Below are 22777 nucleotides of genomic sequence, written 5' to 3' on the forward strand. Positions count from 1 at the left end.
CTTGAAGCCACCGACTCTGCCCACCATCGTCAGCCCCGCGCCAGTGATGGCGTCCTCGATCATCTCGGTGGTGGGCAGGTCGCTGGTCCATGTGCGCCATTGGCAGAAGCCCGGAATGCCCGCGCTGCCGGCCTCTGGGTGCGTCCATCCAAATGTCTGGGTGTGCTGCCAGAGGCGCGGGAAGCGGTAGCCGGCTTCCAGCTCCAGGCGGTTGGTAGCAGCGCCCAGCGGCTGCAGGTCAATCTGCACGCTCTCGAACAGCGTGGTGCCGGGGCCGAACACGAAGTGCGGCACCACGGCCGCCGCCCAATTGGTCACGCGCACCTGCCCGGTCGGCGAGCAATCCAGGCTGGCGGGGCGGCTCTCCATCCGCTCCTGCGCGTAATCCCAACGACTGCGGCCGGTCACCGGCTCGAACAGATCAGCAGACCAATGGCCGCCGGTCAGTGCGTCGATGGCCTCGATGCTCATGCCCTCAACGCGCTGCTGCAACTGGTCGCTGCAATCGCACGCCAGCAGGCGCCAGGTTGGATCCCATTCCGGCATCTCGATTTTGCCCGTGAACAGGCGCTGCTCAGTGATCACGCCATCACGGTTGCGGCTGATGAAGTCGATCTGCACCGGCTTGCCTTTCCAGTCGTCCGGCACCACCGGGCCAGGCGGCAGGTACAGCACAAAGCCACCGACACCGGCGGCGCCCTCCTCGAGGTCGACATCGATCATGCCGGTAACCTGGCTGGTGAGGTCTACCCCATCCACCAGCAGGCGCACGCGCCAGTTGAACGCCTGCCCGCGCACCACATACACCGGCTCGTAGGCCGAACCCAGGGCGACAGCAAGCGGGCCGCTGGCCAGCGGCTGAGCTCCGATCAGCATGGGTTAGGCCTCTTGCCAGGTGGTTTGCCAACTGTGGGTATTGCCGCTGGAATCCTGGTTCTCGCTGGGGCGCTCGCAGAACACCGAGAACACCGGCAACCAGCACACGCGGTACTGCGTGGCGCCAGCAACTGCGGCCAACGTGGCAACGCCTGCGGTAACACTGCAGGTGGTGCGCACCCAGTCACGGCCAACCAGCGCCAAGCCCCACGGCTGGAAGTCCGGACGGGGTGTGCTGGTGAGCGTGAAGACCAGGCCGGCGCCGCCGATGGCCTCAACCTTCGTGCTGCGCAGCTCCAGCGGCAGGCTGTAATCCAGCCCAACCAAACCTGGCGGCATCCATCCCTGGCCGCTGATGGTGCCTTGCATCTTCGTCCAGTGCGTTTGCTTCACGCCCGCGCCGTCACTCATGCGCAGCACGTTGCTGCCCGCGCCGAGCGGCTCCAGCGTTTCGACTGGCGCGCCCGAGTGCAGCACGAGCTCGACACCGCCGAGCATGATCCGTGGTAGAGACATTCAAGGGCTCCAGATAACGAAGCCCGCGCAGGGCGGGCTATTTGCGGCGGCTGCTGCCGCTGAACTTCAAGGCCAGGCGTCTGAGATTCAGTGCGTCCTGTGGCGAGGCATACACAGTCGCTTCCTGACCACCAGCCTCGAACACCACGCGCCCCAGGTCGGGGAACACGGGGCCGGCGAGTTGCTCCTGCAGTGCAGGCGCCAGCGAGGGGATCGACGGCATGGCACGCGGGGCGACAATGCCGCCTATGTCGTAACCGCGCAGGCCGCGACGCATGGCCTCGACCACCGCAACACCGCCAGCACGGGCAACGTCCAGCTGCGACCACACCACCTCGCCACGATGCACCACGCCTGCAGGTTCCAGCCGGCCACCCGGGCCGGTGTAACCGCCGCCGGCGAAGCCGGGAACAGCGCCAGCTGATGGCGCCGGTCCCATTGAAAGGGTGATCGGAACAACGGATGCCTTGCGAAGCTGGTCGATAAAAGTGCCGAACTCCTGCAGCACGCCCGCCTTCGACACCTCATCAATGGCGCTTTCGACTGGCACAGGCGGCACATCCGGCGCCTGGCCTACAGGCCGCAACAGCGCCGGCACCACAGGCAGCTCGCCTTCCGGGGCGGCAACGCTTTTCACAACGATGTCCGCATCAACCGGCAGGTTGGTGAAGCTGTTTTGGCCGTCCTGGCGGATGCCTTTCGGCAGCACATCAACTTCGACAACGGGAAGGTTGGTGAAGCTGTTCACGCCATCCTGCCGAACACCTTTCGGCGTGATGGCTACCTCGGCAGCCGGCAGGTTTGTCCAACTGTTGGGGCCATCCTGGCGGATTCCAGCCGGCTTGATCGGCGCATTGACCGGCGGTAGGGCTGCTTCGCTGGCAGCGTCCTGCACTATCCCGGTTGGCTTTACAGGCGCGCTCACTGGCTGAGCGCTGGAGCCAGCGGCGCCAGAGCCTGGCAGCAGCATTGGTGCGTGCCATTCGCCAGAGCCAGCATCAGCAGCGGCTGATGTGCGCGGGCGGATGACGAAGGACTCACCGATCATCGCAGCCCAGCGCTTCATCTTCTCCGTTTCTTTGGCCAGCGCTTCATCGTCGATGCTCGGCGTCAGCTTGAAGTTCTTCAGGTCTTCGAACTCTTTCTTGAGTTCGCGCACCTTATCGATCTCGGCCTTTCTGGCGGCCTCGGCGCTGGCAAGGATCGCCTGGTCCGCGGCTTGCTCGATGCCCTCAAGGCCCTTGATGAACCCCTCGAAGCCGTATGTGTTTTCGCCGGCGTCGGCCAGCTTCAACAACATTTCCAGCGACTGCTGCGCCAGCTTCTTGGCTCTCTCAGCATCACCAGCTTGTAAGGCGTCGCGGGCGGCAACGCGCAGCGAAGATGCGTTGCCGTAGCTGGCACCACCAGCGGCACCCGCGCCGAGCTTCTCCAGCGCGGAGCGATACCGCTTGGAGGTCTCAAGCTGAGCGTCCTGCGCCTTTTTAAGCGCTGAGTTTGCCCGATTCTGAGCGGCCACCTGGTCATTGACGGCGGTCTTGAAGGCGTTGGTCAGCCTCTCCTGCTCTTTGCCGAACTCACTTGCATAGGCGCGGAAGTCAGCCAGGCGCTGCTCTTCAATGCGCTCTGCATCAGTACGGGCAAGTTCTTCTGCTTCAGTCAGGTCTTCCAGCGCAGCCGTGGAATCATCGCTGAACTGTCGATAACCATCCGCAACATCGGCAAGCGCGCGGGCGCCTGGCAGCAGCGTGCCAAGCCCCCTCCCTCCAGCGATCAGCGCATTACCGAGCAGTTCCAGGGCGCGCTGCTTCTTGCCATCAGCAATGTCATTGATTGCATCAGAAACCTTGTCGAGCTGCTGGGTTGCGGCAGCGGATGCGCCCGTTATTTTGTCGATCGAGCCGATTAGCTTATCGATCGATTGCGAGAAGGTTCCCGCTGCATCAGCGCCGGTAACCCGCATGGCATCAGCCAGGCCAAGCAAAGCGTCTTTCTGCGAAGAGAATGCAGCAACCACCTTGTCAGCGGTCAGCTCTCCGGTCTCTGCCATACGGATCAGCTCGGGGCGGGTAACACGCAACCCGTTCTTCAGCGCCTCAATCAGCGCTGGCGAGTTATCCAGTACCGCATTAAACGCATCGCCCCGAATGACCCCGCTTTGCAGGCCTTTGGTGAACTGATTGATAACCGCCGCAGCCTGCTCGCCCTTCACGCTGTTTGCCACCAGGCCAGCCGACAGCGCGCCAACCAGATCAGTGGTTTGCGCAGCGGAGAAGCCAAGCTCTTTGAGCGGGCCAACCGAGCGCAGGAACAACTCACTGACCTGGGCAATCGGAATGCGCACGCGGCGCGATACATCCTCAAGCCTCGCCTGGGCGCGCTCGTACTGCTCTTGCACTGGCAGCGCATTGCGCATGCGGTCTTCAAGTTCTCCAACCGCGTCGGCGGCATTGAAATAGAAGCCAGCAACGCGCTGCAGGGTATAGGCAGCAGCGGTGATCGCCGCAATGCGCGCTGTGATGGCAGCGATTCCACCACCACCCGCCTCGCCATCCGCCGAGGTGAGTTCGCGGATCTGCTGCTGAGTGCGGTTCAGTGCGGCCTGGTAGCGATTCTCTGCTGCGATACGCTCAGTTGCGGCCATCTGCCCGGACTGACCAAGGCGCTGATAATCGCTGCGCAGCGTGACTAGTTGCTCACGCAGCGCACGCAGGCGGTTGATGCCAAAGGTATCGAGAGCCCGAGTGACGGCGGCGTCAGCCTGACCCTTACCCATCGCCCCCACAAGCGTGGCCTGCAGGCGCTGCTGTTCTGTAGCCAGGTTGCGAACGTCCACGCCGGCGGCTTTAAGCTCGGCGCGCTGCTCGCGCACCTTGGCCTTTTGCCGATCGAACTCGCGCGTGGCACTGGCCAGCGTGCGTTGCGCCTGACTGTAGGCGCGGTCGAGATCGCGCACCGGCTGGCCGGCCTGCTCAATGGCACGCTTCAGTTCGTCAACGCGGCGCTTCGCATCGAAGTAGGCCGAGCTGGCTACCTTGGCGTTCTCGGCGGTCTTCTGCAGCGCATCAATCTGCCGCAGCGGCTTCTGGATGGCTTTTACCAGCTCCTGGTATTCCTTGCGGAACCCGCCCACTGCGCTGGTTGCTGCGGCCGTATCCGCCGTCAGCCTCAGCTCGACTTCAGACATGGGCTACTCCTTCAAGCAGCGCTTGAACAAGCGCCACGGGTAATTGAGAACGTTGGGGTGGCCGAGCCGGCACAGGGCAGCGATGCAGCCCTCAAGCTCGCTCAGGAACTCGCGCGGGCCGCACGCATGCGCCCCACTGCGGCGAAAAAATCCGGGTTCAGCTCCTTCGCCTTGGCCAGAATCTTGCGCAGCTCGCTGCCCGTCAGGCTGCTCAGCTTGGCCTTTTCGAGGTTGGCCATGACCGACAGGTCGCACAGGCGGCAGTCTTCAAACAGGTAGTTGTCCAACTGGTAGTGCACCAGGTCTTCCTCTGACGCCCCATCACCCGGCCATGGGTTACTCATGATCACCTGGCGCATCTGGGCAACCGTCAGCTCGGACACCACCACATCAAAGGCAGCATCACCCTTTCCGACTGTTACCACCGCCTTTCCAGATGCATCGCTCATGTGTTTCTCCAGGTAATAAAAAACCCGCCGTAGCGGGTTCATAGCAATTAAATTATCTACATAGCTTTAGCCAGGCTTTATCGAACTCTTCCGGCGCCATATCACTTTCTAAGACTGCCAGTCCCCCTCCAGAAGCCATGTACCTTTGGTATCCGGTATAGCCTCCAAACGAATTCTTTGAGTTGACCTCACCGCACGGGATGCCAGCTTTTGAGACAAACTCACCTTTGAATGTTGCTGATGCGGGGTCTTTCAATCGAGCCCTTACATTATCTTGAGCCACTTTCAATGTTTTGTATGTTTTAACAGGGTCTGGTTTTTTATTTGCAACGCTAACTTCTTCTCTTTGGTTTTTCACTGAGGGCGCTGGAGAGAAAAATTTAACAGCGCCAATCACCAATAAAACAGAAAACACAGCAAATATAGTTGTCCAAGTTCTGTTGGATGCTTTAATTGATTCAGGGGTTCCTATGTTCGCCGGTGCAACACCATCAGTATTACGCCGAGGACTAGCCTGGATTGCTGCCACAGCAGCATCTTTCTTCGCTTTTAGCTGTACAGCCTTTTCATAAAACGCCCCGCACTCAGGGCAGCGCAACGGATCACCAAAACTCGAAACAGGCGCCTCATGCTCGCAAACTGGGCACTTCATAGCCTTCTCCTATCCGTTATACGAACCCTGAACAGAGGTTACGCAACCCTGTTCAACGTAGAAAAAGGAAGAGCCGCCCTTGTTCCAGTGGTAGGCGTGCTGCCAGCCATTTACCCGAGTAGGCGCACCCCATGCTCTTGTGGCATCGGATGCCTTCATGCCGACGACTACCTGGTTACGAATGGTCATGGTCCTGATCTCTGTGCTGGAGAAATCCTTGCACGGGCCAGCTTCTATTTGCCGTAGCGCTCGATCATAGCGGCGATTGATCTCATCAGCCTTGCGGCTGCGCTCATTCACCTCCAGCCATTCATCGGATGGCGAGAAACTGCCGCCAATGCGGTTGTCTTTCACCGTCAGCTCTTCTGCTGAAGCTGAGCACGGGCGGTCAGAGAATATGGTTTTCCCGCTCTCCCCTGTGCACTTGTAAACGGTAGCGGCCTGCGCCTGTAGGCAGAGCATGCCTGCTGCGGCGCACAACAGATGCTTGAACATGTGGCATCCCTTCCAGTTGAAGAATGAAGGGAATGTAGCCCATCAGCGCCAGCACCGAAACCCGGCCATCCCTGGCCAGGCAGGATCAGGCCGCGGCCTTTTCCTTCTTGATGCGGAAGTATTTCGAGGTGCCAGCACCGACGCGGCTGTCGTCGCGCAGCACCTTGGCGGTGGCCTCGAACGCACCGAAGTCCTCGGTGTTGATCCAGTCCATGCTGGTGGCCAGGTTCAGGCGGCACATGAAGAATCGCGCCTCGACGCGTTTCTGGGTGCCGGCGGCGTTCTCGCCCTCGAACAGGAACTCGAAAGTTTTGCCGCTGTTGGTCAGCGCCTCGATCACGTCCACGGCTGCCGAACTGTAGTCGACGCTGACGTTGTACGGGGTGACGCCGGCCGCGATGATGGCCGCCTCCAGCGCGCCGCCCGGTACTACCTGGATGCCAGAGCCGGTCATGATCCAGTCGTCGTCCTCGTCGAACTCGATGTCGGGGTCCAGCTCGGCCGCACCGGGGCCAGTTACAGCAGTAACAGCCAGCGGCATATGGTCGAGTGCAATGGTGCCGTCGACGCCAGCGCGCTTCACTTCGTCGGTATGGGTGGCGGCTGCCACTTCGGTGGCGCTACCCCACACCAGAGCGGCCAGCACCCAGGTGAAGATCTCGCGGAAGTTGATGGTCAGGCTCACACCGGTCACGCGGTCGAGCGAGTCATACTCGCCGCCCTGCGGGGTGGTGGTGTCGTTGAGCGTTAGGGTGTTGGTCTCGGTGGCGTGCTGGATGGTCGACACCAGGCCGACCTTCTGGAACGGCAGGCCGCTGCCGTATTCACGCGCCTTGAGGTGACCACCGATCACCACGGTTTCTTTTTTGATGGTCATGGGTCACTTCTCCTCGGCGTTGGCGATGACTTCCAGGCCTTGCAGCCATTCGCGCTGACGCGCCGTCACCTTGATTTTGTCGCCCGGCTTGTGGTCTTTGCCGGCGTGGGTGTGGGGCTTGGCGAGGGTGACCTCGAACAGCTCCGGGCCTTTTTTCTGGGCGGCCGCATCCCCTGCCTGCACGGCAGTCGCTTTCTGGGTCATGGGGGTTACCTTTCGATGATGGTGTGCAGATGCACGGGGATAAGCACGCTGGCTGCGCGCTCGCCGTTACCGGGCGGGAACTGCTCGGGCGCGCCAACGGTGATGCCTTTGATGCCGGCGCGGAACGGCAGCCAGGTGGAGCTGGCACCCTCACCGGGCACCAGCGCCAGCAGCAGGTCGCGCTCCAGATCGTCGAGCGCGTCCTCGTACTCGTTCAGGTCGGCTTCTATGACGCCGACCACCGAGTAGCCGCTGTACTTGATCAGGCCGCCTGGCCCTGGCTTGGGTGGCAGATCCTTGCCTTTCTGGATGCAGATCAGCGGCAGGTTCTGCTTCTCGCTCTCCAGCACCTCGTTCAGCCACCCCGCTTTCACGTTGTGGCCGGCGTTGGTGCTGTAGCCGTTGGCGACGGTGACGCTCTGCAGGTGCTGCGCCAGCGCCTTGCGGCCGAGGCTGATGGGGTTCGGCTTCACGGCTTGACCTCCATACAGGCGGCGGTGGCCATGTGGCCGTCGTCCATGATCTTCTGCTCAACGATGAACCGGCGCCCGGCATGCACGAACACGCCACCACGGGTCACGTCCTGCAGTTGGGCCTTGCGCCAGGTGATGCCGGTGGCTTCGGTCGGCATCATCCCGTCCGGGCCGTTCTGCATCAGGTTTTCGTCGACCATCACCTCGACACACAGCACGGGCGGCAAGCCGCCCGGCGGCTGGTACTCAGCGTGGCCGTCCTTGAGGTGCGCAACCACACGCTGGTGCATGCGGTCACGCATGGCGGCCCAGCTCATGGCTTACGCCGTGACCGGGTGGCCCAGCGAGCCGTTGAGGCGCACGCGGCCGGTGGCAGACGGGTTGGCTGCAATAGCTGCAGCAACACCGACCAGGTAGTTACCAGTACCGGGCACGTTGGTCAGCAGGCCGCTGGCGGCGATCATGTAAATGGGCTGGCCGACCTCCCACGCTTGCGCGCTGGTTTTTGGCAGCTCATGCACACCATCGGTCATCAGCTCGACTTCCTGGCCGATGGCAGCATCGGTAGCGGCCACGCCGATCAGGCTGTTGACGCGCACCAGCTGGCCAGAGGTGATAACAGCGGCCGCGATGATGGCCATCATCTGGCCTTTGTGTACGAAAGTTTTCATGTCGGTTTCCTCGAATCAGGAGAGCAGAAACGACAAGGGCGCCCGATGGCGCCCTTTGTCGTGAGGTGTGGCGGTTACGCGCCGGCGTTTTTGTAGGCGCCGCGATAGTCGATCCAGCCGGCGCCGAACACCAGGCGGGCCTTGATCTCCATGCCGTCGACTTCGAAGCCCTCGCGGGTTTCGGTGAACACGCCCTGCTCACCTTCGAGGTAGGCGTACTCGAAGGTATCGACCACACCCGGCGCGGCGTAGAGGTACCACTGGTTGCCGGTGATACGCGCGTCGACGATCACGGTCAGCGAGGTGTTGCGGCTGTCGTTGATGTCGGCGTTCTTGGCCGGCACGTAGTTGGAGCTGGTGAACTGGAAGGCCTCCAGCTCCTTGTCCGGACCAACCACCAGGTACTGCGGGCCGAGGTTGAGGAAGTGGCCAGCCTTGGACTTCTGCTTGCGCATGGCGGCGCGGGCGGCGGCCAGGGTGGTGGTGTTGATGGCACCAGCACTGGCAGCCAGGTTGCCGTGGGCGGCATCGAACACCGCCACGTTGTCCACGAAGTTCGGGTTGCTGAGCAGCAGATCCCACACAACGTCGGACTCGGTCTGAGCAGCAGCAGCGCCCAGGGCCTGCGGGATGCGGGTGAGCGCAGCCAGGTCGTCGTTTACGATCGACTCCCAGGTGATGGCGATGATCTTGCCGTACTTCACCACGCGAATCGGCGCGCCTTCTTCGCCGAGGGTGCCGTACTTGTACTCGCCGCTCTCGTTCACCTTCTCAAGCGCGGTGATGTCGCCAAGGGCAACGCGGGTCACTTCGCGGAAGTCCGGCACGCTGGTCTGGCGGCCCAGCGGGCGCCAGGTCTGCGGGGCCAGCTCATAACCGGCGCGCAGCGTGCGGTTGACGGTGCTGCCCAGCAGCAGCGGGAAATCGCTGGTGGTGTGCATGCCGGCCGCGCGGAAGGCCTGACGGTCGCAGCCCAGGGCGGCGCGGGCGACTTCCTGCGGGGTCATGCCGCGCACGCTGCCGCCGACCATTTCCACGCTCTCGCGTGCCATGTCAATCAGGCGCATGCCACGGAACTCACGGGCGCCTTCCTCGAGCTTCACGCTCGGGTCGCAGCGGTGCAGCAGGGCATTGAGCATGCCGCCGCGCTTGGCCAGCACTACCGACTGGTCAACATTGCTGGTGACGGTAGGCTGGCTGTTGCGGGTTTCCGGTTGGTCGGACTTTTGGCCCTCGGCCAGCTTGTCGATCATCGCGGCGCTGGCATCGGCGACGGACACACCGCGCTCGACCAGATCATCGGCGAACTCTTCCGGCAGGCCGACCTTTTTGGCCATTTGGCGAATGGTCAGGCCGCGCTTGCGCTCAGCCTCCAGGGACTCACGGCGGATTTGATCCTCGGCCGCGCGCTTTTCTTCGTCGGTCATCACTGTTTCCTCTTGGGTGGTGGCCACGGCGGCCGGTTGCTCGGCAGGCTCAGCGGCCTGACGGGTTTCGAAAATGGTGGAGTAACGCTCGCCCTGGTACTCGGCGGGCGTCTTGGCGCTGCGTACCTTGCATCCGTCGTCAAAGCCGATCGGTACAAGCGACAGCTCGGTAGGCTCCCAGTCGGTGGCCCGGTAGATGGGGATGGTGTCCTCGCCGTCTTCGACGAGCACGTAGCGGTGCACGATGTAGCCCACGCTGATGTTGCGCAGGATGCCGTCGCGCACGTCGCGGAAGATCGGCTCGACGTCTTCGCGGGCACTGAAGCGGATAACCGCGCGGCCTTCTTCCCCGTCCAGCCAGGCTCGCTCGACAACGCCGATCACGTCGTCCAGATCCCACTGGCCGTGGGTGTTCAGGAACGGCGCGCCGTTGTTCAGGCGCTCCATGCGCAGTGCGGTTTCGGTGACTTCCAGCTCTTCCTGGTACTCACCGATGGACCAGCTCCAGCGCTTACCGCGCGCGCCGGTCGTCCAGGTGATTTCTACGGTACGGTCGTCGATGTTGACCGTGCCGGGGCGTACCGCTGCGCGAATGCTCTGCAGCGGGGTTTCAAGCGTTTGCGTCTGCATCGCTGTCATCGTTCGCGCTCTCGTTGTTGGCCGGCGCCGGATCGACGTCGGTGGATGGAATGACGGTTCCCTGCGGTCGGGCCTGGGTAAGACCGGCGCTGGATACCTTGCGGGGGTCGCAGTCGAACACCAGGCCGAGGTCGTCGAACACCTTGTTGCTGTCGGCGATGTCCTTGGCGTGGGCGGCTGGGTCGGTAATGCCCAGCTCGCGCAGGGCGTTTGGCCAGGTGATCAGGCCGGAGCGCAGGCGCGCTCTGACAGTCTCGGTTTCTGACTTCGGGTCGACCATCTCGCGGCGCGGCGGCACCCACTCGGCTTTCACTTCGGTCAGCACGGCGCCCGGCAGCAGGGCCTGGGCCTCCATAAACCATTGCCAGGCGCGCTCGCACATCTGCGGGATGATCATGCGCCACTGCCACACGTCCACCCGGCGGGCGAAGTGCAGCCAGCCCATGCGCCCGCTGGAAAAGTTCACGCCCTTAAGGTCGCCCGTGATCAGCTCGTAAGGCACGCCGAGGCCAACGGAGATGGCATGCAGCGCCTGCCAGCTGTAGGGCTGGTAGCCGTTGAAAGTCGGCGGCGCGGCGAAGCTGACGCTCTCGCCCATGGCCAGCTCCTGGATGATCCCAGGCTCCATACGCTCAACCAGTGGCGGTGTCTTGTTATTGCCGCTGGTGCCGTCCTTGGTGATGAAGGCAGCGAAGCAGGCGGCGATCTTCGCCTGCTCCATCACGGCATCTTCCATTTCGTCGAAGTTCTTCAGGCGCTGCATCACCGGGGCAAACCAGGTGTACCCGCGCGCCTGGCCGGCACGTTTGGGCAGGAATACGTGGATCACGTCTTCTGCCGGCACGCGGCGCGACTCGATGGAGCGCATGGTGGCGCTGGAGCCTGGATGCTCGTCGAACAGCCAGAAGGCCACGCGCTTGCCCAAGGCGTCGAACTCAATGCCCTGGATGATGACGTTGCTGCCCTGAGCGCCGCTCTTGGCGTCGTCGATGAAGTCCGGCTCGAGCACTTGCAGTTGCAGCGGCACAGCCAGGCCGTCGGTGCTGTAACGGCGGCGGCGGCGGATCAGGCATTCGCCCGACTCGGCAACGCACTCCATCACCTTGTGCTGCAGGCCGTAGAAGTTCTCCAGCCCGTCGGCATCGCACTGCAGGCTTTCGCCCCAGGCGTACCAGAGATCACCGAGGCGCTTGGCCTGGCGCTCCTTGTCGATCAGCGGGCGCGGGACGATGCCGGCGCCGACCACGTTGTCGGCAATACCGGTAATGGCGCGCTCGGCATAGGGGTTGTTGCGGCGCAGGTCGCGGGCACGGTTGCGCAGCACGGCCAGGGCTGAGCCGTTCTCGGTGTTGGCGTCAGCACCTGCTGCGCGCCAGCCTTGGTTACGGCGGCCGCCGGCGGCACCTTCGAAACGACGCTCCATAGCGGTGAGCATCAGGTCGGCGCGCTTTTTCTCCAGGCGAGCCATGGCGCGCTTCGCGGCATAGCCGGGAAACAGCGAGTCGATCACGCTCATGCTCAGTAGCCTTTGGTGAATGAGGTCAGGCGGCGGCCGCCGGCGTTGTCTGCGTTCAGGCCCAGTTCGTTTTCCATCAGCCGCAGGATCTGCAGCATCTCGGCAACCGAGCGGTAGGTGACGCTGCGGTCGGCGTAGCGCACCTGCAATTCGCCCCCGGCGATGGCGGCCTTCAGCGCCTGGTACTGCTCTTGGGTGTAGGCCATGGCTATCGCTTCCAGTACTTGGATTTCGCCCGTGGGCGTTCTTGGTTGTCTGCTGCTGCGTCGCCACCGGGGCGTGGTTCTGCGGCTAGCACATCGAGGTCTAGGCCGAAGCGCTGTTGGCTGATGCGCAGTGCCGCCAGGGCGCCGACGAAGCAGTCGAGCGCTTCGTTGCGCCGGCCTTGGTTGTCCCAGCGCAGCACACGCTTGCCTTGGGTGACTTTCGGCACCTTCACTTCGCTGACCAGTTGCCTGACTTCGCTCTCGTCGCACACGTCGTCATTGGCTGGCAGGTGCACCACGCCAGGCTGCGCTTCGCCGGTCTGCGACTTGGCAGTGTCCAGCGGCAGCTTGAGGCGGCTGTAGATCAGTTCCTTGGCGTTGTCGGTGCCGATCTCGGTCAGGTAGACCTTCGACTTGTTGCGCGTGCGCGGCATGTTGGCAATCGGCTTGCCGTACACGCTGGCGCCCTTGGTCGGGATGACCCAGAGCACGCCATGGCGCAGGCTCTCGCCATACACCTCATCGGTGTAGTGGCCGCCGGAGTCCCAGCCCCAGCGGTCGACGCGCATCACCAAGCCGTCGGCGCGGGTGAACTGCTTCTGCAGCTCTGCGCCAACCTTGCGGCGCAGCACTTCGCTGGCTGGGTCGCCCATCAGGATGAAGCGATAGACCAGCCAGGCTTCTTCGCCGGGGCCCCATGCCCAGACGCGCCCCTCGTAACGGTCGTCCTGGGTATCGATGAAGCCGGTGAGCACCACGGCGCGCTGCGGCACTTGGCCCGTCCATACCTCGCGACGGCCATAGAGCATGTCCCATTCGACCTTGTCCTGGGTCTCTTCCCACACCTCGCCCAGCGTGGTGTTGGTGAAGGTGATCAGCTTCTCGCGGTCGCCCCTGATCTTCAGGAACTCGGTGGCTATCTTGAGCCACGTCGACCATGTGCTGTAGATCGCCCAGCAGTAGAAGGCGATTGATCGCGGCGTGCGGATTGGCTCGCCTTCCGGGCTGAACCAGTCCATGGCATCGCGCGTCCAGATGCCGGTCACTTCGCAGATCCAGCGCCCTGACTTGGATGCCTCCACCATGTCCGGGTGGAAGAAACAGCTCTTGCAGTGCTCGCAGACGTACCAGGCCTTCACCGGTTCGCCGAGCTCGTCCTTGTCCCACTTCAGCCCGAAGTCACATTCCTTGCCGCCGAACTTGAGCGTTTGCTCACCACGGCAGTGCGGGCACTCGATGTGGAAGCGCAGGCGAATTGGCGACTCGCTGGCCGCCTTGCTCACTTGGCAGCTTCCTGCCTTCTTCGGCGTAGAGCCACGAATCGACTTGGGGTAAACCGCGCCGTCCAGGCGCTTGTCGCCCAGGGTGACCGGGTCGCCCTCGCCCTCTACGTCGGCGTCGAAGTTCGACAGCTCGTCGTAGATCACCTCATCAGCGGACTTCTCGCGGTAGTTGCGCGAGGCCTTGCCGCCGCGCACCCACAGCGTCTTGCGGTTGGCGAACACCTTCTGGTCGAGGGTGTTGTCACTGTGCTTGCGGCCAATCCACGGGGCCAGCTCGCGCACCACGGGCACGTCACGGATCAGGCCGTTGACGTGGCTTTTGCTGATGTCTTCGGCGTCTGGGTCGGTCGGCGACCACATCATGACGTTGCGGCGCTTGTGCTGGATCTTGTAGCCGATGTTGGCCAGCAGCAGCTTGGTGTAGCCGATCCGCGCCGACTTCACGAAGTTGACGACGGCGATCAGGTCGTTGCCCATCGCGTTCAGGATCGCTACCTGAAACGGGTCCGTCGTCCACTTGCCCTCGTTGTAGGAGGACTCGGACGACATGTAGAAATGTTTGTCTGCCCACTCCACCGCCGTCAGCGGTGGTTCCTTGTACATCCCCTGCAGGCCAAGCCTGACCGCCTTGCCGAGATCAGTGATCCATGGTTGCAAGGTACTCATCGAGGATTCCTGGTAGGTCGTCACCGAACTGCGCGGTGATGTTGCGGGCCATGGCTATCTCCCGCTCCAGGGTTTCCAGAATGCGTGGGTCGATCTCCGGATGCCGGCGGCTGACTGTCTTTCCTACGGTCTCCAGTTTCGAGCCGATCTGGGCGGCGATCTTGGCCAGCGCGAAGGTGGCAAATGGCACTGGCACCAGGATCTTGTCGTTGACCTGGTTCTTCTGCTCCTGGGCGTATGCCTGGGCAGTAGTGAGGCGAAGCTTCTGCTGAGTGAGCTTTGCTTCGGCCAGCGGATCGAGACCTTCTAGTTCCGATCCTGCGGGTTGTTGTTTGCGCGCAGCATGCTCGACGCGGTTCTGCACCACATCCTGCACACGGTAGAAGGCCTCTCGACCAACCCGCGCTACGGGCTCAACGCCCCATTTATCAAAGGCTTGCGGGGAAATGCCGAGCGACTTCGCCATCTCGGACTTGTTCAACCATCCCGGCTGCTTGGTTGTTTCGTTCTTAGCCATGACTAAACAACAACCAACCTCCGAAAAATGCCCATACATAGTGGAAGGGCGGGGCCCGAATTACCCTCGGGGCACCCCCACCCGGGAGGACCCAAAGCGCACCACCTTGGTGCATCAGCGGCGGCGGGTGCCGAGGGCACGGGCCAGCGCGACCTCGAACTGAATAGGCAACTGATCATCCGCTACACGCTCAGCCACACCGAAGAAGTCGAGGCGCTTGCTGTACGACGGCCCACGCACGAAAGCGAGGACTATGCGAATGTTGTTCCTGCTGCCCTTGCCATAGCCCACGCGCTCAGCAATGCCGATTGGTCGATTGCCTTTCTTGAGCAGGAAGTAGCGCCGATTGCCCTTACGCATGGAGCGGCGGCTATCGGTGGCGTTGGCGTTGTAGCCTTCCTCGGTGAACAGCTGAGCACCGGACAGGATCTTATTCAGTCGGCCCCGGCCGATGTTGCCGTACTGGTCCAGGTCCAGCTTGTCGCCTGGCACCACGTACTGCCCCGCGCCGAGCACGCCCTTACGGCGCAGCATCTTCTCGAAGCCCTTCTCGCTGCGGCCCCCGCCGTACACTTGCGGCGAGAGCCAGGTAGACGCTGCCCTACCCTTGCCCCACTGCCCCTCCTGGCCAACCAGATTACCGGCGCCATTGGTGCTGCGGCCGTCCTTGATCCACACCCGCGCCTCCATTCGATCCTTGGTGGCTGGCTGGATGAACAGGCTGTTGAGCGTTGCTCTGGTGGGCCGGTCGAATACCGTCTCCATCTCCTGGCGCACGCCCTTCTTCACCTCTTGTGCGGTACGGGTCAGGGCCATCGCGGCGGCGAAAGGCAGCTGCTCACGTTCCAGGCGGTCAAGGGTCTGCAGCCGTTCGCGCAGGCCCGAGAACGTCACCTTCACGCTCATGGCCGATGCTGCCGGCGCTCCTTGCCGTCCCAATGCCACTCATGCACGAAGATCTGCGGGTAGTGCGCCGCTGCGTACAGCGTCACCCCGAGGTGCAGCAGCACCTCCCAGATCGAAGGCTGCTTGCCGGCGTACAGCGACACCAGCATGCCGAATGCGCCGATCACCACCAGGTAGAAGGCCGAGCACACCAGCGGCTTATCCATGAAGAACACAGCGCGCAGGTAGTCCAGCGCCGCCAGCATGATCAGGATGCACAGCACGGCATCGAGGCCAATTAGAAGCGTTGCCATGTCAGGCACCTCGCAGGGCGAAGATCCGCTCGAGCGCAGCCTTCACTGCGGGAATCAGGTTCATCGCCAGCAGGCCGATGAGGAACGCCACGCCATACCGCGACTCGACGTCGCTGGGCAGGCCGAAGTAGGCGACCACGAACGGCGTGGTGAACACGGACGACGCGAACCCAGTCAGCACCGCCACGACTGCTTCCTTACGGGTCAGGCCTTTCAGGAAGCTCAGCGAGAGGATGGCGCCGACGAAGCCGGCAATCACCGCGCCATACTTCGCCAGCACGGCGCCGCTTGCGGTAGTCGGATCCACCATGTGCCTCTCCAGAATAAAAAAGCCCGCACTCGGCGGGCAGGGCGACGGGCTAGGGAAATCCGCCGCAGAGCAGAAACGAAAAAGCCCCGGCTTTAGGCCAGGGCTTTGGGTGAGGTTTCTCACAATGGCGAAACAGTGCCAATTTGCCCTTCAATTGTCAAGCAGCTTGTTCCTCTCGATCCTTGAGGCGATCTACGACCTCAGAAACCGGCGCAAGCGCTCGAGCATCCAGGCGGTCGACGTGATTGGCAATAGCCTCCCAAACGCCAGCCCAATCACGAGCCCAGTTATCAGGATGCATACGGATGCCAAGACGGTCCTCGACGAACGTGCACACCTCAATCGGAGATAGACCGGAGCGCCCAGCGACCATGCGCTTGTGCGATTGAAGAGCAGCCAAGGCCATCCAATACGCACGCTCCCTCTTCTTCTCGCTCAACGAATCAAGCCCCGACCCAAGCCACACAACGCCATGTGCAATGGAAAGATCATTGCCATTCGCGATAGGCGAGTACATGAAGTGCCCGAAGTGCTGCAATGTCTTGGGGAGGCTGTCGATTGCATGCATGACAAGGCCCGCGGCGAGCATGTGAGCGCAGCGCGCCTCCGTAAGACGCCGGCCTGAACGCGTCTCCTGAACACCCTTGGTGCGGGCTGGATACGCCTTGGCCACCTCTTTTCCGTGTTCGTTCTCCAGCATAACGACCACCTTGCCGTCACCGCCTCCGGTCTTCTTGCCTATCTTCGCCTGCTCCGCAGCAACAGCCATCACGGAATCTCGGTTCTCATGCATTGCATCGTGCCAAGCCTGGCGTGCGCTGATCAGTCTCATGATGCCTACCCCTCTGTGTTCAATCCCCGGTGAAGTGCGCCCCGCCGGCGCCCTTCCTGTTATTGCCTTGATAACCAGCCGCCGCGCCCTGCTCAGGCATCAGCCCTGCCTGTTGCAGAACGCGCTGCATCCGCCTGCGCTCATCGCCCGACATGGCCAGGCGCAGGCGCAGCTGCTCGACCAGCTCGGGATAGTCCAGCGCCTCCCCGTCCGGCTTCACGAAGCCCCCACCGTTGCACCCGGCGCACTCCATCAGATGGAAGATGCCCCGGATGCGGCCAGCGCCCCGGCACACCTCGCACCGCTCCAGCGGCATCAGGCGCGCCTTCAATGCTGCGCGCCTGGCTGAAACGGCGAGAGCGTCACCCGCACCGCCCCGCCCGGGTGAACCTCTCCGATCTGCACCTGACTGACGAACAGGCTGTCATCGATACCCAACGCATCGGCCAGGCCATCGCGGCCAGCCTTGAACGAGGCCAGCAGGTTGTCATCGTCACGGCGGCGCGCAGTTGGCGGCAGGAACTCGAGTTGCAGCAGAATGCGCCCAGCCGGAGCGACCAAACCCGCCTTCTTGGCGAACAGGAAGCACTGCATCCGGTAGGCCTTCGCCGCCTTGCTCTTCGCCGCCCAGTGCGGCCTGGCATTGGGACTGAGCGCCTGGGGAGGCCAGGGCAGAATCACCGCATTACCCATTCTTCACCCTCCCCACGTAGAAATACTGTTTTCGGCTGTAGCGCCCTCCATTACTGGCGCTACGCCCAAATGAAGAAGTGCAGGAACAGCCACTTTCGGCACAACATGCACGCCATGCGCACCCGCAAAACCGCACTCATCCAGCCGTGTGTGCCACCGCTCCAGCGCCTCGCGCCGACGCTCCATCGCATCGCGGGTCAGGTAGGTTTCCGTGGTCACGCCCAGGGCATGGTTGATCAGCAGCTCACCCACCATGTGGTCAACGCCGATATCCGCCAGGCTGGAGCGCATCAGCTTGCGCAGGTCGTGGCTCGTCCACTGGCGGCCGCTCACTTCACGCATCAACGCATGCCCGCTGGTGAGCGCCATGGCAGCCCCGCCACGCACTGGAAACAGCCACGCCGCCTTCATCCGTGCATCCGGCAGCGCCTGCCGATACTTGGCCAGCAGGCCGAGCACCTGCGCCGTCAGCGGCAACACATGCTCGCGGCGGCTCTTGGTGTTCGCCTCAGGGATCACCCACACCCGTTCATCCAGCGAGATATGCGCCCAGCGCGCCGCCAGCGTCTCGGCAATGCGCGTACCGTGCGCCAGCATCATCAGCGGCAGCATCCCCTTGGCCGGGTCACGGTTGAACACCTCCACCAGATGCTGCACCAGCGCCAGCAGGTCGACCCGCGACAGCGACGCCGGCTTCGGCCGCAGCTTGCCCTTGTAGAAGTCGCGGAACGTGGTGCCCGCCAGCGGGTTGCCCTCGATGCGCCCCTGCGTCTCAGCCATGCGGAACGCCTGGCGCAGCCCCTGCAACGCCTTCTGCACCGTGCGCGGCTTCAGCTCCTGGTGCATCGGGAACACCAACTTGTCATCCAGCAGCACCCGATCCAGCTTGCGCAGCGCCACCTTGCCCACGCGAGGGATCACATGCCGGCGCATAAGCGAGCCCATGCTGCCGCGATACTTCTCGCTGCGCGTCCGGTCGCCCTCGATGCGCGACAGCCACCACTCCACCACCTCGCCCACCGAGCGCATGCCTGCCTTCTTGCTCGCCACTACGCGCTCTCCCCTTCAAACTTCGCCACAGCAAGCCCGGCCATGTGATCAGTGATCGCCGCCACCACACCGTCACGGCCTGGGCGATACGCCATCGCCACCGACTCGCCGGGCGCCGTCACGGCGTAGACCTGCTGGTCATAAACCAGAAACTCCGCCACCGTGTACCCGCCATCGGTGATCCAGCAGCCAGGTGTCGGCTGCCCGTCGCGGTTCTTCTTCGGTGCCCAGCCGATGGTCATGGCTGGGGGTTATCAGCAATGGTGAAGTGCTTCGGCGCGCGGTCTGCATGTACGTCCTGCAGGCGCGGCACATGCTGCGTCAGGGCATTGATCAGCGCCCGGTGGCCACCCTGCACCTGCCGGTCATCCGCCAGCAGTCCCGCGGCCTCTGCGTCGACGATGATCGCCAGGCACGCCAGCGCATGCGCCAGGTGCGGCAGCCCGCTATCCGGGTCGGCCTCCTCACCCTCGAACCACGCAGCAAGGTGCCGGTTGGCGGCATCGAAGTAGATCGAGGCCCGCACGCCAGCCTTGCGCCAATTGGCCCGGCCATACTTAAGGGCACCATCCATCAGCCCCAGGCAGCCCATCGCCGTTGCAGTGGTCGGCCACAGATGCAGTGGCAACTTCTGGCTGCCAATCGCGTCCTTGGGGTTGGTTTCTTTCAACTCAGTCATAGCTCAGAGCCTATCGCCGGTAACGGGTATGTTCAGCTTCACGTCAATTGCACCCAGCAGCAGATCGCGCTGGCGTGTTAGCTCAGCCAACTGCAAGCGCAGCGCCTCGGCCTTGCTGTGCGCGCACAGGTAGCACTCCGGTACCGCACCGCCCGCCACCTCGTGCCAGTCATCGAATTGCTCGAAGCGCAGCCCGTGCTTGGTGCATTCCAGGGTCGACTTCCTACCCACGGTCACCCCCCATCCGCGCCCGAGCCTTCAACAGCTCGGCCCGCGCACCAATCCCGTTATCCTTGATGCCCTGCGCCTCACGCAGCTTCAGCGCCTGCTGCAGGCTGCGCTCCTCGGCCAGCTCGGCCAAGCTCTTGGCGCCATCGTGGCCGAGCCCCAGCGGCACCGAACCATTGAGCGGCTCACGCATCGCGGCGCGGCGCATCATCACGGCGAAGCTACGGTCGAACAGCTTGCGGCTGTGGGCGGTCGGCTCGTACATCAGCACGTCCAGGCCCACGTCGATGGCAGCGTGGTAAACCACCGGGTGGCTCCACTTGGCACCCTGCCGGGCTGCGGTGTGGGCGTTGCGGCAGGCCTCGGCGAAGGCGCGATCGACTGGCGGCACGCCAAGTGCCTCGGGCGTCGGCACGCACCAGGCCACAAAGCTGCCCGGCGACGGCACGAAGTCGCTCGGCTCAGCCCGTAGGCGTGCCAGGCCAACCTCGATCTGCCCTTCCCAGTCCGTGCAGCGCGCCTCGATCAACGCCGCCAGCCACTTGACCTTCGACGACTCCATCGCCTCTTTCGTCGGCCAGGCCTGACGCCAAGCCGGGCGAACGTCGCGGATCTCGCGGAACAGGCGGTTGATCACGCCTTCCACGGCGGTGCGCTGGTCATCCGTCAGGGCGGCGATCACCTCGGCCGCCTTGCGCGGCGGCGCCGACTTGCGCCCGCGCTCACCGGCCATAACGCCGCTGGCGACGGCTGCAACAGGTCTGGCAACAGGCTTGTGCGTGGGCTTGCTGGCAGGCTGGTTCATGGCTGCTCTCCCAGCCAGCCGGTGCTGGCAAAGTCGTCATCGGTCGGGGCGTTGTTGCGTGGTCGCAAGGCCGTCACCTTCCCGCCCTGCGCCGCCCCCCGCACCTGATCCTGCTTGGCCCAGGCGATCAACTTGGCGTGCCACTCGGCCGCCGTCAGCGCCAGCCCCTTGGCCTGGTGGTGGATCACGAACGCCCCCAGCGCATCAGCGCAAGCCTGCTGCGGCACCCCTGCACGGAATGCCAGGGCCTTGAGCCGATCAGGTTCTGGCTGCCACTCCAGCGTCATCGCAAACAGGGCATCGGGGTCGGCCGGCTTCGGGTCGCCATCGGGCTGCGAGTCGTCGCGCGCAGTGTGAGAGGGTTTTAGATCTTCTCTTCTCTTCTCTTCTCTAGCTCCGCTACCTGTCCGACTTTTGTCCGCATTCGATGCGGACACATTGCGCGAAGTGGCTTTACGCTGGGCTTCCTGGCACCGACGCTTTGCGGACGAACCGTTGTGCTCGCCGAACTTCACCACCTCAACACCGCCATCCACCTCGGCCAGCCAGCCGATCTGCACCAGGGCTGCACCGATACCCGCCACACCGGTTTTACGGTCAATGGCACGCAGCGTCAGGCCAGGCAGCAGACCATCCTCGGAATGCTCGTCTGCCATCGACCACAGCCAGTACAGCGCCCCCACCACCATCGCCTCGGGCTGATCCACCAGATCGCACAGGTGCGACACACGCGGGTCATCCCACAGATTGGTGCGCATCTTGATCCACTCACCGGCCATGGTTGCCACCCTCAGTACGCGCCACGTTTTCGCCCGCCGCAGAACGTGGCGCGACATTGATCTTCTGCGCCAGCACAGCCAGCCCTTTGGCGGTCACCCGCACCTGGCTCGCCAGCCGATCCGCGCCGTCATCCTCCCGACCGATCACCGACACCTTGTGATCCAGCAGCCCGGCAGCCAGGCGCGGCTGATACGCCAGCAGGCGCATGCTGCCCTCCCGGCGGTAAATCCACCGGTTCGCGCGCATCCACTCGATCAACCGGCAACGCTGGATGCCAAGGTGCTTGGCCGCATCCGTCAGGCACATCGAGCCGCCAGCCTCGGCGAGACGCGCCAGCGCCTCCACCTTCGGTGCCTGCTCGCTCACCACCACCTGCAGGCGGTTGTTCTGCTCGGCCAGGTCAGCCGCCAGGCGCAGCGCCTCGGGCAGGGTTTGCGGCAGGCGCTGCACCGTGCCCGCCTCCAGCGCCTGCCAGCGATCCACCAGCGCCGCGGTGAACTCAGGCGACAGCTGCGCCACCAGCACGATGCTGTCGCGCCGGCCGCGCTCGCCGCTGAACACATAAACCGCCACCGGCTTGGTGGCCGTGGGGATTTCCTGCATTGCAGGGATTTCGATAACGCCCCGCGCAGCCAGGCGCTCAATGGCCACGCGCACGTTGTCGTGGCGTGAGCCGACCAGCTCGGCAATCTCCCGGCTGTTCATGGTGGGCGCCTTGCCCGTGGTCAGTAGTTGGTTCATACTTCGGTCACCTCAGTAGGTGTTGTTGAAGAAGCCGGGCCGCAATCCCGGCTTTTTTGTGCCCGTGAATCAGGCGGCCTGGACCGACACGCGCAACACCTCGAGCGATGCAGAGGCCTCGCCGATCGCACGCTTGATCTGCTGCTTCTCGTGCTGGCTCACGTGCCCGTCCTCCAGCGCCTCGACAACCGCCTTCGTCACGTCGGCAATCTCGTCGTGCATGTGCAGCACGGCGGACTGCAGCGCGGTCGACTTCACCGGCTCCTTCGCCACCAGCTCAAAGCCGAACTCATGCGCCAGCGCGGCCAAAATCCGCTTGTCCTGGCTGTGCAGCATGATCTGCAGCAGCTGCTCAACATTCAGGCGGTGCGTGTCATCGTTCGGGTTGCAACGGTTCAGCAGGTTCGTGTGGCTCATGCCCATGGCATGCGCCAACTGCTTCGGCCCAGCGTCCAGAACCGTCTCGTGAATGGCGCGGTGGATCTCTTCCATATCGGGAAACCTCTGCTCGTTTATCGTGGCGCCGGCTCTGTGGCGGCGTGATCATGGCGACCAAGGGAAAGGCCGCCGGGTGCGGTTCAGGCCGCTTCGGTCTTGTTCTGTTGCGAAGGGAAAGGCCGGACTTCTTCGGCGGTAAACGTGCCGTCGTCGTGCTCGGTTACGTAAACAGCGCGGCCAACGCTGAGCGCCTTGCTCAGCGAGCTTTGGCGCATGCCAATGAGCTTGGCAGCGGTCACTTGGCCCTTTTCCGCTGCAAAGTCACTGAGGGTCATTCGGCGCATGGTCGAGTACTCCGGTGTTCGATC

At 63.5% G+C, this 22777-nt stretch carries 30 protein-coding genes and 1 pseudogene; all 31 read right to left on the bottom strand.

Annotation, left to right across the window (positions count from 1 at the left end):
* Window positions 1-876 (bottom strand): annotated as a pseudogene (locus ACNFCJ_RS21755) (hypothetical protein); the annotation flags it as partial.
* A 3-nt stretch (window positions 877-879) separates the two neighbouring features.
* A complete protein-coding gene (locus tag ACNFCJ_RS21760) occupies window positions 880-1392 on the bottom strand; it encodes a hypothetical protein (protein WP_416773589.1) in 513 nt (170 codons plus the stop codon).
* Between the two features lie 37 nt (window positions 1393-1429).
* Complete coding sequence (locus ACNFCJ_RS21765; protein WP_416773591.1) at window positions 1430-4579, bottom strand: tape measure protein; 3150 nt, start codon at window positions 4577-4579, stop codon at window positions 1430-1432.
* 101 nt (window positions 4580-4680) lie between these two features.
* A complete protein-coding gene (locus tag ACNFCJ_RS21770; protein WP_416773593.1) occupies window positions 4681-5028 on the bottom strand; it encodes a hypothetical protein in 348 nt (115 codons plus the stop codon).
* 52 nt (window positions 5029-5080) lie between these two features.
* The gene (locus ACNFCJ_RS21775) at window positions 5081-5680 is read right to left on the bottom strand and encodes a hypothetical protein (RefSeq protein WP_416773595.1); all 600 of its coding nucleotides are present in this window, start codon (window positions 5678-5680) and stop codon (window positions 5081-5083) included.
* Window positions 5681-5689: 9 nt separating this feature from the next.
* Window positions 5690-6175: a DUF4124 domain-containing protein gene (locus tag ACNFCJ_RS21780; protein ID WP_416773597.1), complete on the bottom strand. Its 486-nt coding sequence runs from the start codon at window positions 6173-6175 to the stop codon at window positions 5690-5692.
* Between the two features lie 85 nt (window positions 6176-6260).
* Window positions 6261-7052, bottom strand: a complete 792-nt coding sequence (locus tag ACNFCJ_RS21785) for a hypothetical protein (RefSeq protein WP_416773598.1) — start codon at window positions 7050-7052, stop codon at window positions 6261-6263.
* Window positions 7053-7055: 3 nt separating this feature from the next.
* On the bottom strand, window positions 7056-7256 hold the full coding sequence (locus tag ACNFCJ_RS21790; protein ID WP_416773599.1) for a hypothetical protein: 201 nt from the start codon (window positions 7254-7256) through the stop codon (window positions 7056-7058).
* Window positions 7257-7261: 5 nt separating this feature from the next.
* Window positions 7262-7729 carry a hypothetical protein gene (locus tag ACNFCJ_RS21795; RefSeq protein WP_416773600.1) on the bottom strand — a complete coding sequence of 156 codons (468 nt, stop codon included), beginning with the start codon at window positions 7727-7729 and terminating at the stop codon, window positions 7262-7264.
* On the bottom strand, window positions 7726-8046 hold the full coding sequence (locus tag ACNFCJ_RS21800) for a head-tail joining protein (RefSeq protein ID WP_416773601.1): 321 nt from the start codon (window positions 8044-8046) through the stop codon (window positions 7726-7728). Before ACNFCJ_RS21800 ends, ACNFCJ_RS21795 begins: the two co-directional genes overlap by 4 nt.
* A 3-nt stretch (window positions 8047-8049) precedes the next feature.
* Window positions 8050-8400 carry a DUF2190 family protein gene (locus ACNFCJ_RS21805; RefSeq protein ID WP_416773602.1) on the bottom strand — a complete coding sequence of 117 codons (351 nt, stop codon included), beginning with the start codon at window positions 8398-8400 and terminating at the stop codon, window positions 8050-8052.
* Window positions 8401-8474: 74 nt separating this feature from the next.
* Window positions 8475-10457: a prohead protease/major capsid protein fusion protein gene (locus tag ACNFCJ_RS21810; RefSeq protein ID WP_416773603.1), complete on the bottom strand. Its 1983-nt coding sequence runs from the start codon at window positions 10455-10457 to the stop codon at window positions 8475-8477.
* A complete protein-coding gene (locus ACNFCJ_RS21815; RefSeq protein ID WP_416773604.1) occupies window positions 10438-11982 on the bottom strand; it encodes a phage portal protein in 1545 nt (514 codons plus the stop codon). Before ACNFCJ_RS21815 ends, ACNFCJ_RS21810 begins: the two co-directional genes overlap by 20 nt.
* Window positions 11983-11984: 2 nt before the next feature.
* The gene (locus ACNFCJ_RS21820; protein WP_416773605.1) at window positions 11985-12188 is read right to left on the bottom strand and encodes a phage head-tail joining protein; all 204 of its coding nucleotides are present in this window, start codon (window positions 12186-12188) and stop codon (window positions 11985-11987) included.
* 2 nt (window positions 12189-12190) lie between these two features.
* Window positions 12191-14137 (bottom strand): phage terminase large subunit family protein, encoded by a 1947-nt coding sequence (locus tag ACNFCJ_RS21825; RefSeq protein WP_416773606.1) that lies wholly within the window; start codon window positions 14135-14137, stop codon window positions 12191-12193.
* Complete coding sequence (locus tag ACNFCJ_RS21830; RefSeq protein ID WP_416773607.1) at window positions 14109-14654, bottom strand: terminase small subunit; 546 nt, start codon at window positions 14652-14654, stop codon at window positions 14109-14111. Before ACNFCJ_RS21830 ends, ACNFCJ_RS21825 begins: the two co-directional genes overlap by 29 nt.
* A gap of 114 nt (window positions 14655-14768) precedes the next feature.
* Window positions 14769-15560, bottom strand: coding sequence for a hypothetical protein (locus tag ACNFCJ_RS21835; protein ID WP_416773608.1), 792 nt, complete (start codon window positions 15558-15560; stop codon window positions 14769-14771).
* The gene (locus ACNFCJ_RS21840) at window positions 15557-15853 is read right to left on the bottom strand and encodes a hypothetical protein (protein ID WP_416773609.1); all 297 of its coding nucleotides are present in this window, start codon (window positions 15851-15853) and stop codon (window positions 15557-15559) included. Before ACNFCJ_RS21840 ends, ACNFCJ_RS21835 begins: the two co-directional genes overlap by 4 nt.
* 1 nt (window position 15854) lies before the next feature.
* Complete coding sequence (locus ACNFCJ_RS21845) at window positions 15855-16163, bottom strand: peptidase M48, Ste24p (RefSeq protein ID WP_416773610.1); 309 nt, start codon at window positions 16161-16163, stop codon at window positions 15855-15857.
* 157 nt (window positions 16164-16320) lie between these two features.
* Entirely contained in the window at window positions 16321-16995 is a 675-nt protein-coding gene (locus tag ACNFCJ_RS21850) for a hypothetical protein (RefSeq protein WP_416773611.1), read from the bottom strand.
* A gap of 19 nt (window positions 16996-17014) precedes the next feature.
* Complete coding sequence (locus ACNFCJ_RS21855) at window positions 17015-17326, bottom strand: hypothetical protein (RefSeq protein WP_416773612.1); 312 nt, start codon at window positions 17324-17326, stop codon at window positions 17015-17017.
* Window positions 17323-17688 carry an endodeoxyribonuclease RusA gene (locus ACNFCJ_RS21860; RefSeq protein WP_416773613.1) on the bottom strand — a complete coding sequence of 122 codons (366 nt, stop codon included), beginning with the start codon at window positions 17686-17688 and terminating at the stop codon, window positions 17323-17325. The genes ACNFCJ_RS21855 and ACNFCJ_RS21860 overlap by 4 nt, the downstream gene beginning before the upstream one ends.
* Window positions 17689-17691: 3 nt before the next feature.
* Complete coding sequence (locus tag ACNFCJ_RS21865; RefSeq protein ID WP_416773614.1) at window positions 17692-18738, bottom strand: tyrosine-type recombinase/integrase; 1047 nt, start codon at window positions 18736-18738, stop codon at window positions 17692-17694.
* Window positions 18738-18980: a hypothetical protein gene (locus ACNFCJ_RS21870; protein ID WP_416773615.1), complete on the bottom strand. Its 243-nt coding sequence runs from the start codon at window positions 18978-18980 to the stop codon at window positions 18738-18740. The genes ACNFCJ_RS21865 and ACNFCJ_RS21870 overlap by 1 nt, the downstream gene beginning before the upstream one ends.
* Window positions 18977-19417, bottom strand: coding sequence for a dATP/dGTP diphosphohydrolase domain-containing protein (locus tag ACNFCJ_RS21875; protein ID WP_416773616.1), 441 nt, complete (start codon window positions 19415-19417; stop codon window positions 18977-18979). Before ACNFCJ_RS21875 ends, ACNFCJ_RS21870 begins: the two co-directional genes overlap by 4 nt.
* Window positions 19418-19420: 3 nt before the next feature.
* Window positions 19421-19648: a hypothetical protein gene (locus tag ACNFCJ_RS21880; protein WP_416773617.1), complete on the bottom strand. Its 228-nt coding sequence runs from the start codon at window positions 19646-19648 to the stop codon at window positions 19421-19423.
* The gene (locus ACNFCJ_RS21885) at window positions 19641-20450 is read right to left on the bottom strand and encodes a replication protein P (RefSeq protein ID WP_416773618.1); all 810 of its coding nucleotides are present in this window, start codon (window positions 20448-20450) and stop codon (window positions 19641-19643) included. Before ACNFCJ_RS21885 ends, ACNFCJ_RS21880 begins: the two co-directional genes overlap by 8 nt.
* Window positions 20447-21229 carry a DnaT-like ssDNA-binding domain-containing protein gene (locus ACNFCJ_RS21890; RefSeq protein ID WP_416773619.1) on the bottom strand — a complete coding sequence of 261 codons (783 nt, stop codon included), beginning with the start codon at window positions 21227-21229 and terminating at the stop codon, window positions 20447-20449. Before ACNFCJ_RS21890 ends, ACNFCJ_RS21885 begins: the two co-directional genes overlap by 4 nt.
* Window positions 21219-21971, bottom strand: a complete 753-nt coding sequence (locus tag ACNFCJ_RS21895) for a phage antirepressor KilAC domain-containing protein (protein WP_416773620.1) — start codon at window positions 21969-21971, stop codon at window positions 21219-21221. The genes ACNFCJ_RS21890 and ACNFCJ_RS21895 overlap by 11 nt, the downstream gene beginning before the upstream one ends.
* 69 nt (window positions 21972-22040) lie before the next feature.
* Window positions 22041-22463, bottom strand: a complete 423-nt coding sequence (locus ACNFCJ_RS21900; RefSeq protein ID WP_416773621.1) for a phage regulatory CII family protein — start codon at window positions 22461-22463, stop codon at window positions 22041-22043.
* An 86-nt stretch (window positions 22464-22549) separates the two neighbouring features.
* A complete protein-coding gene (locus ACNFCJ_RS21905) occupies window positions 22550-22753 on the bottom strand; it encodes a Cro/CI family transcriptional regulator (RefSeq protein WP_143506500.1) in 204 nt (67 codons plus the stop codon).
* Window positions 22754-22777: the final 24 nt, after the last annotated feature.

The sequence above is a fragment of the Pseudomonas sp. NY15364 genome (genome assembly GCF_048068235.1).
GTDB classification, from domain to species: domain Bacteria; phylum Pseudomonadota; class Gammaproteobacteria; order Pseudomonadales; family Pseudomonadaceae; genus Aquipseudomonas; species Aquipseudomonas mendocina_D.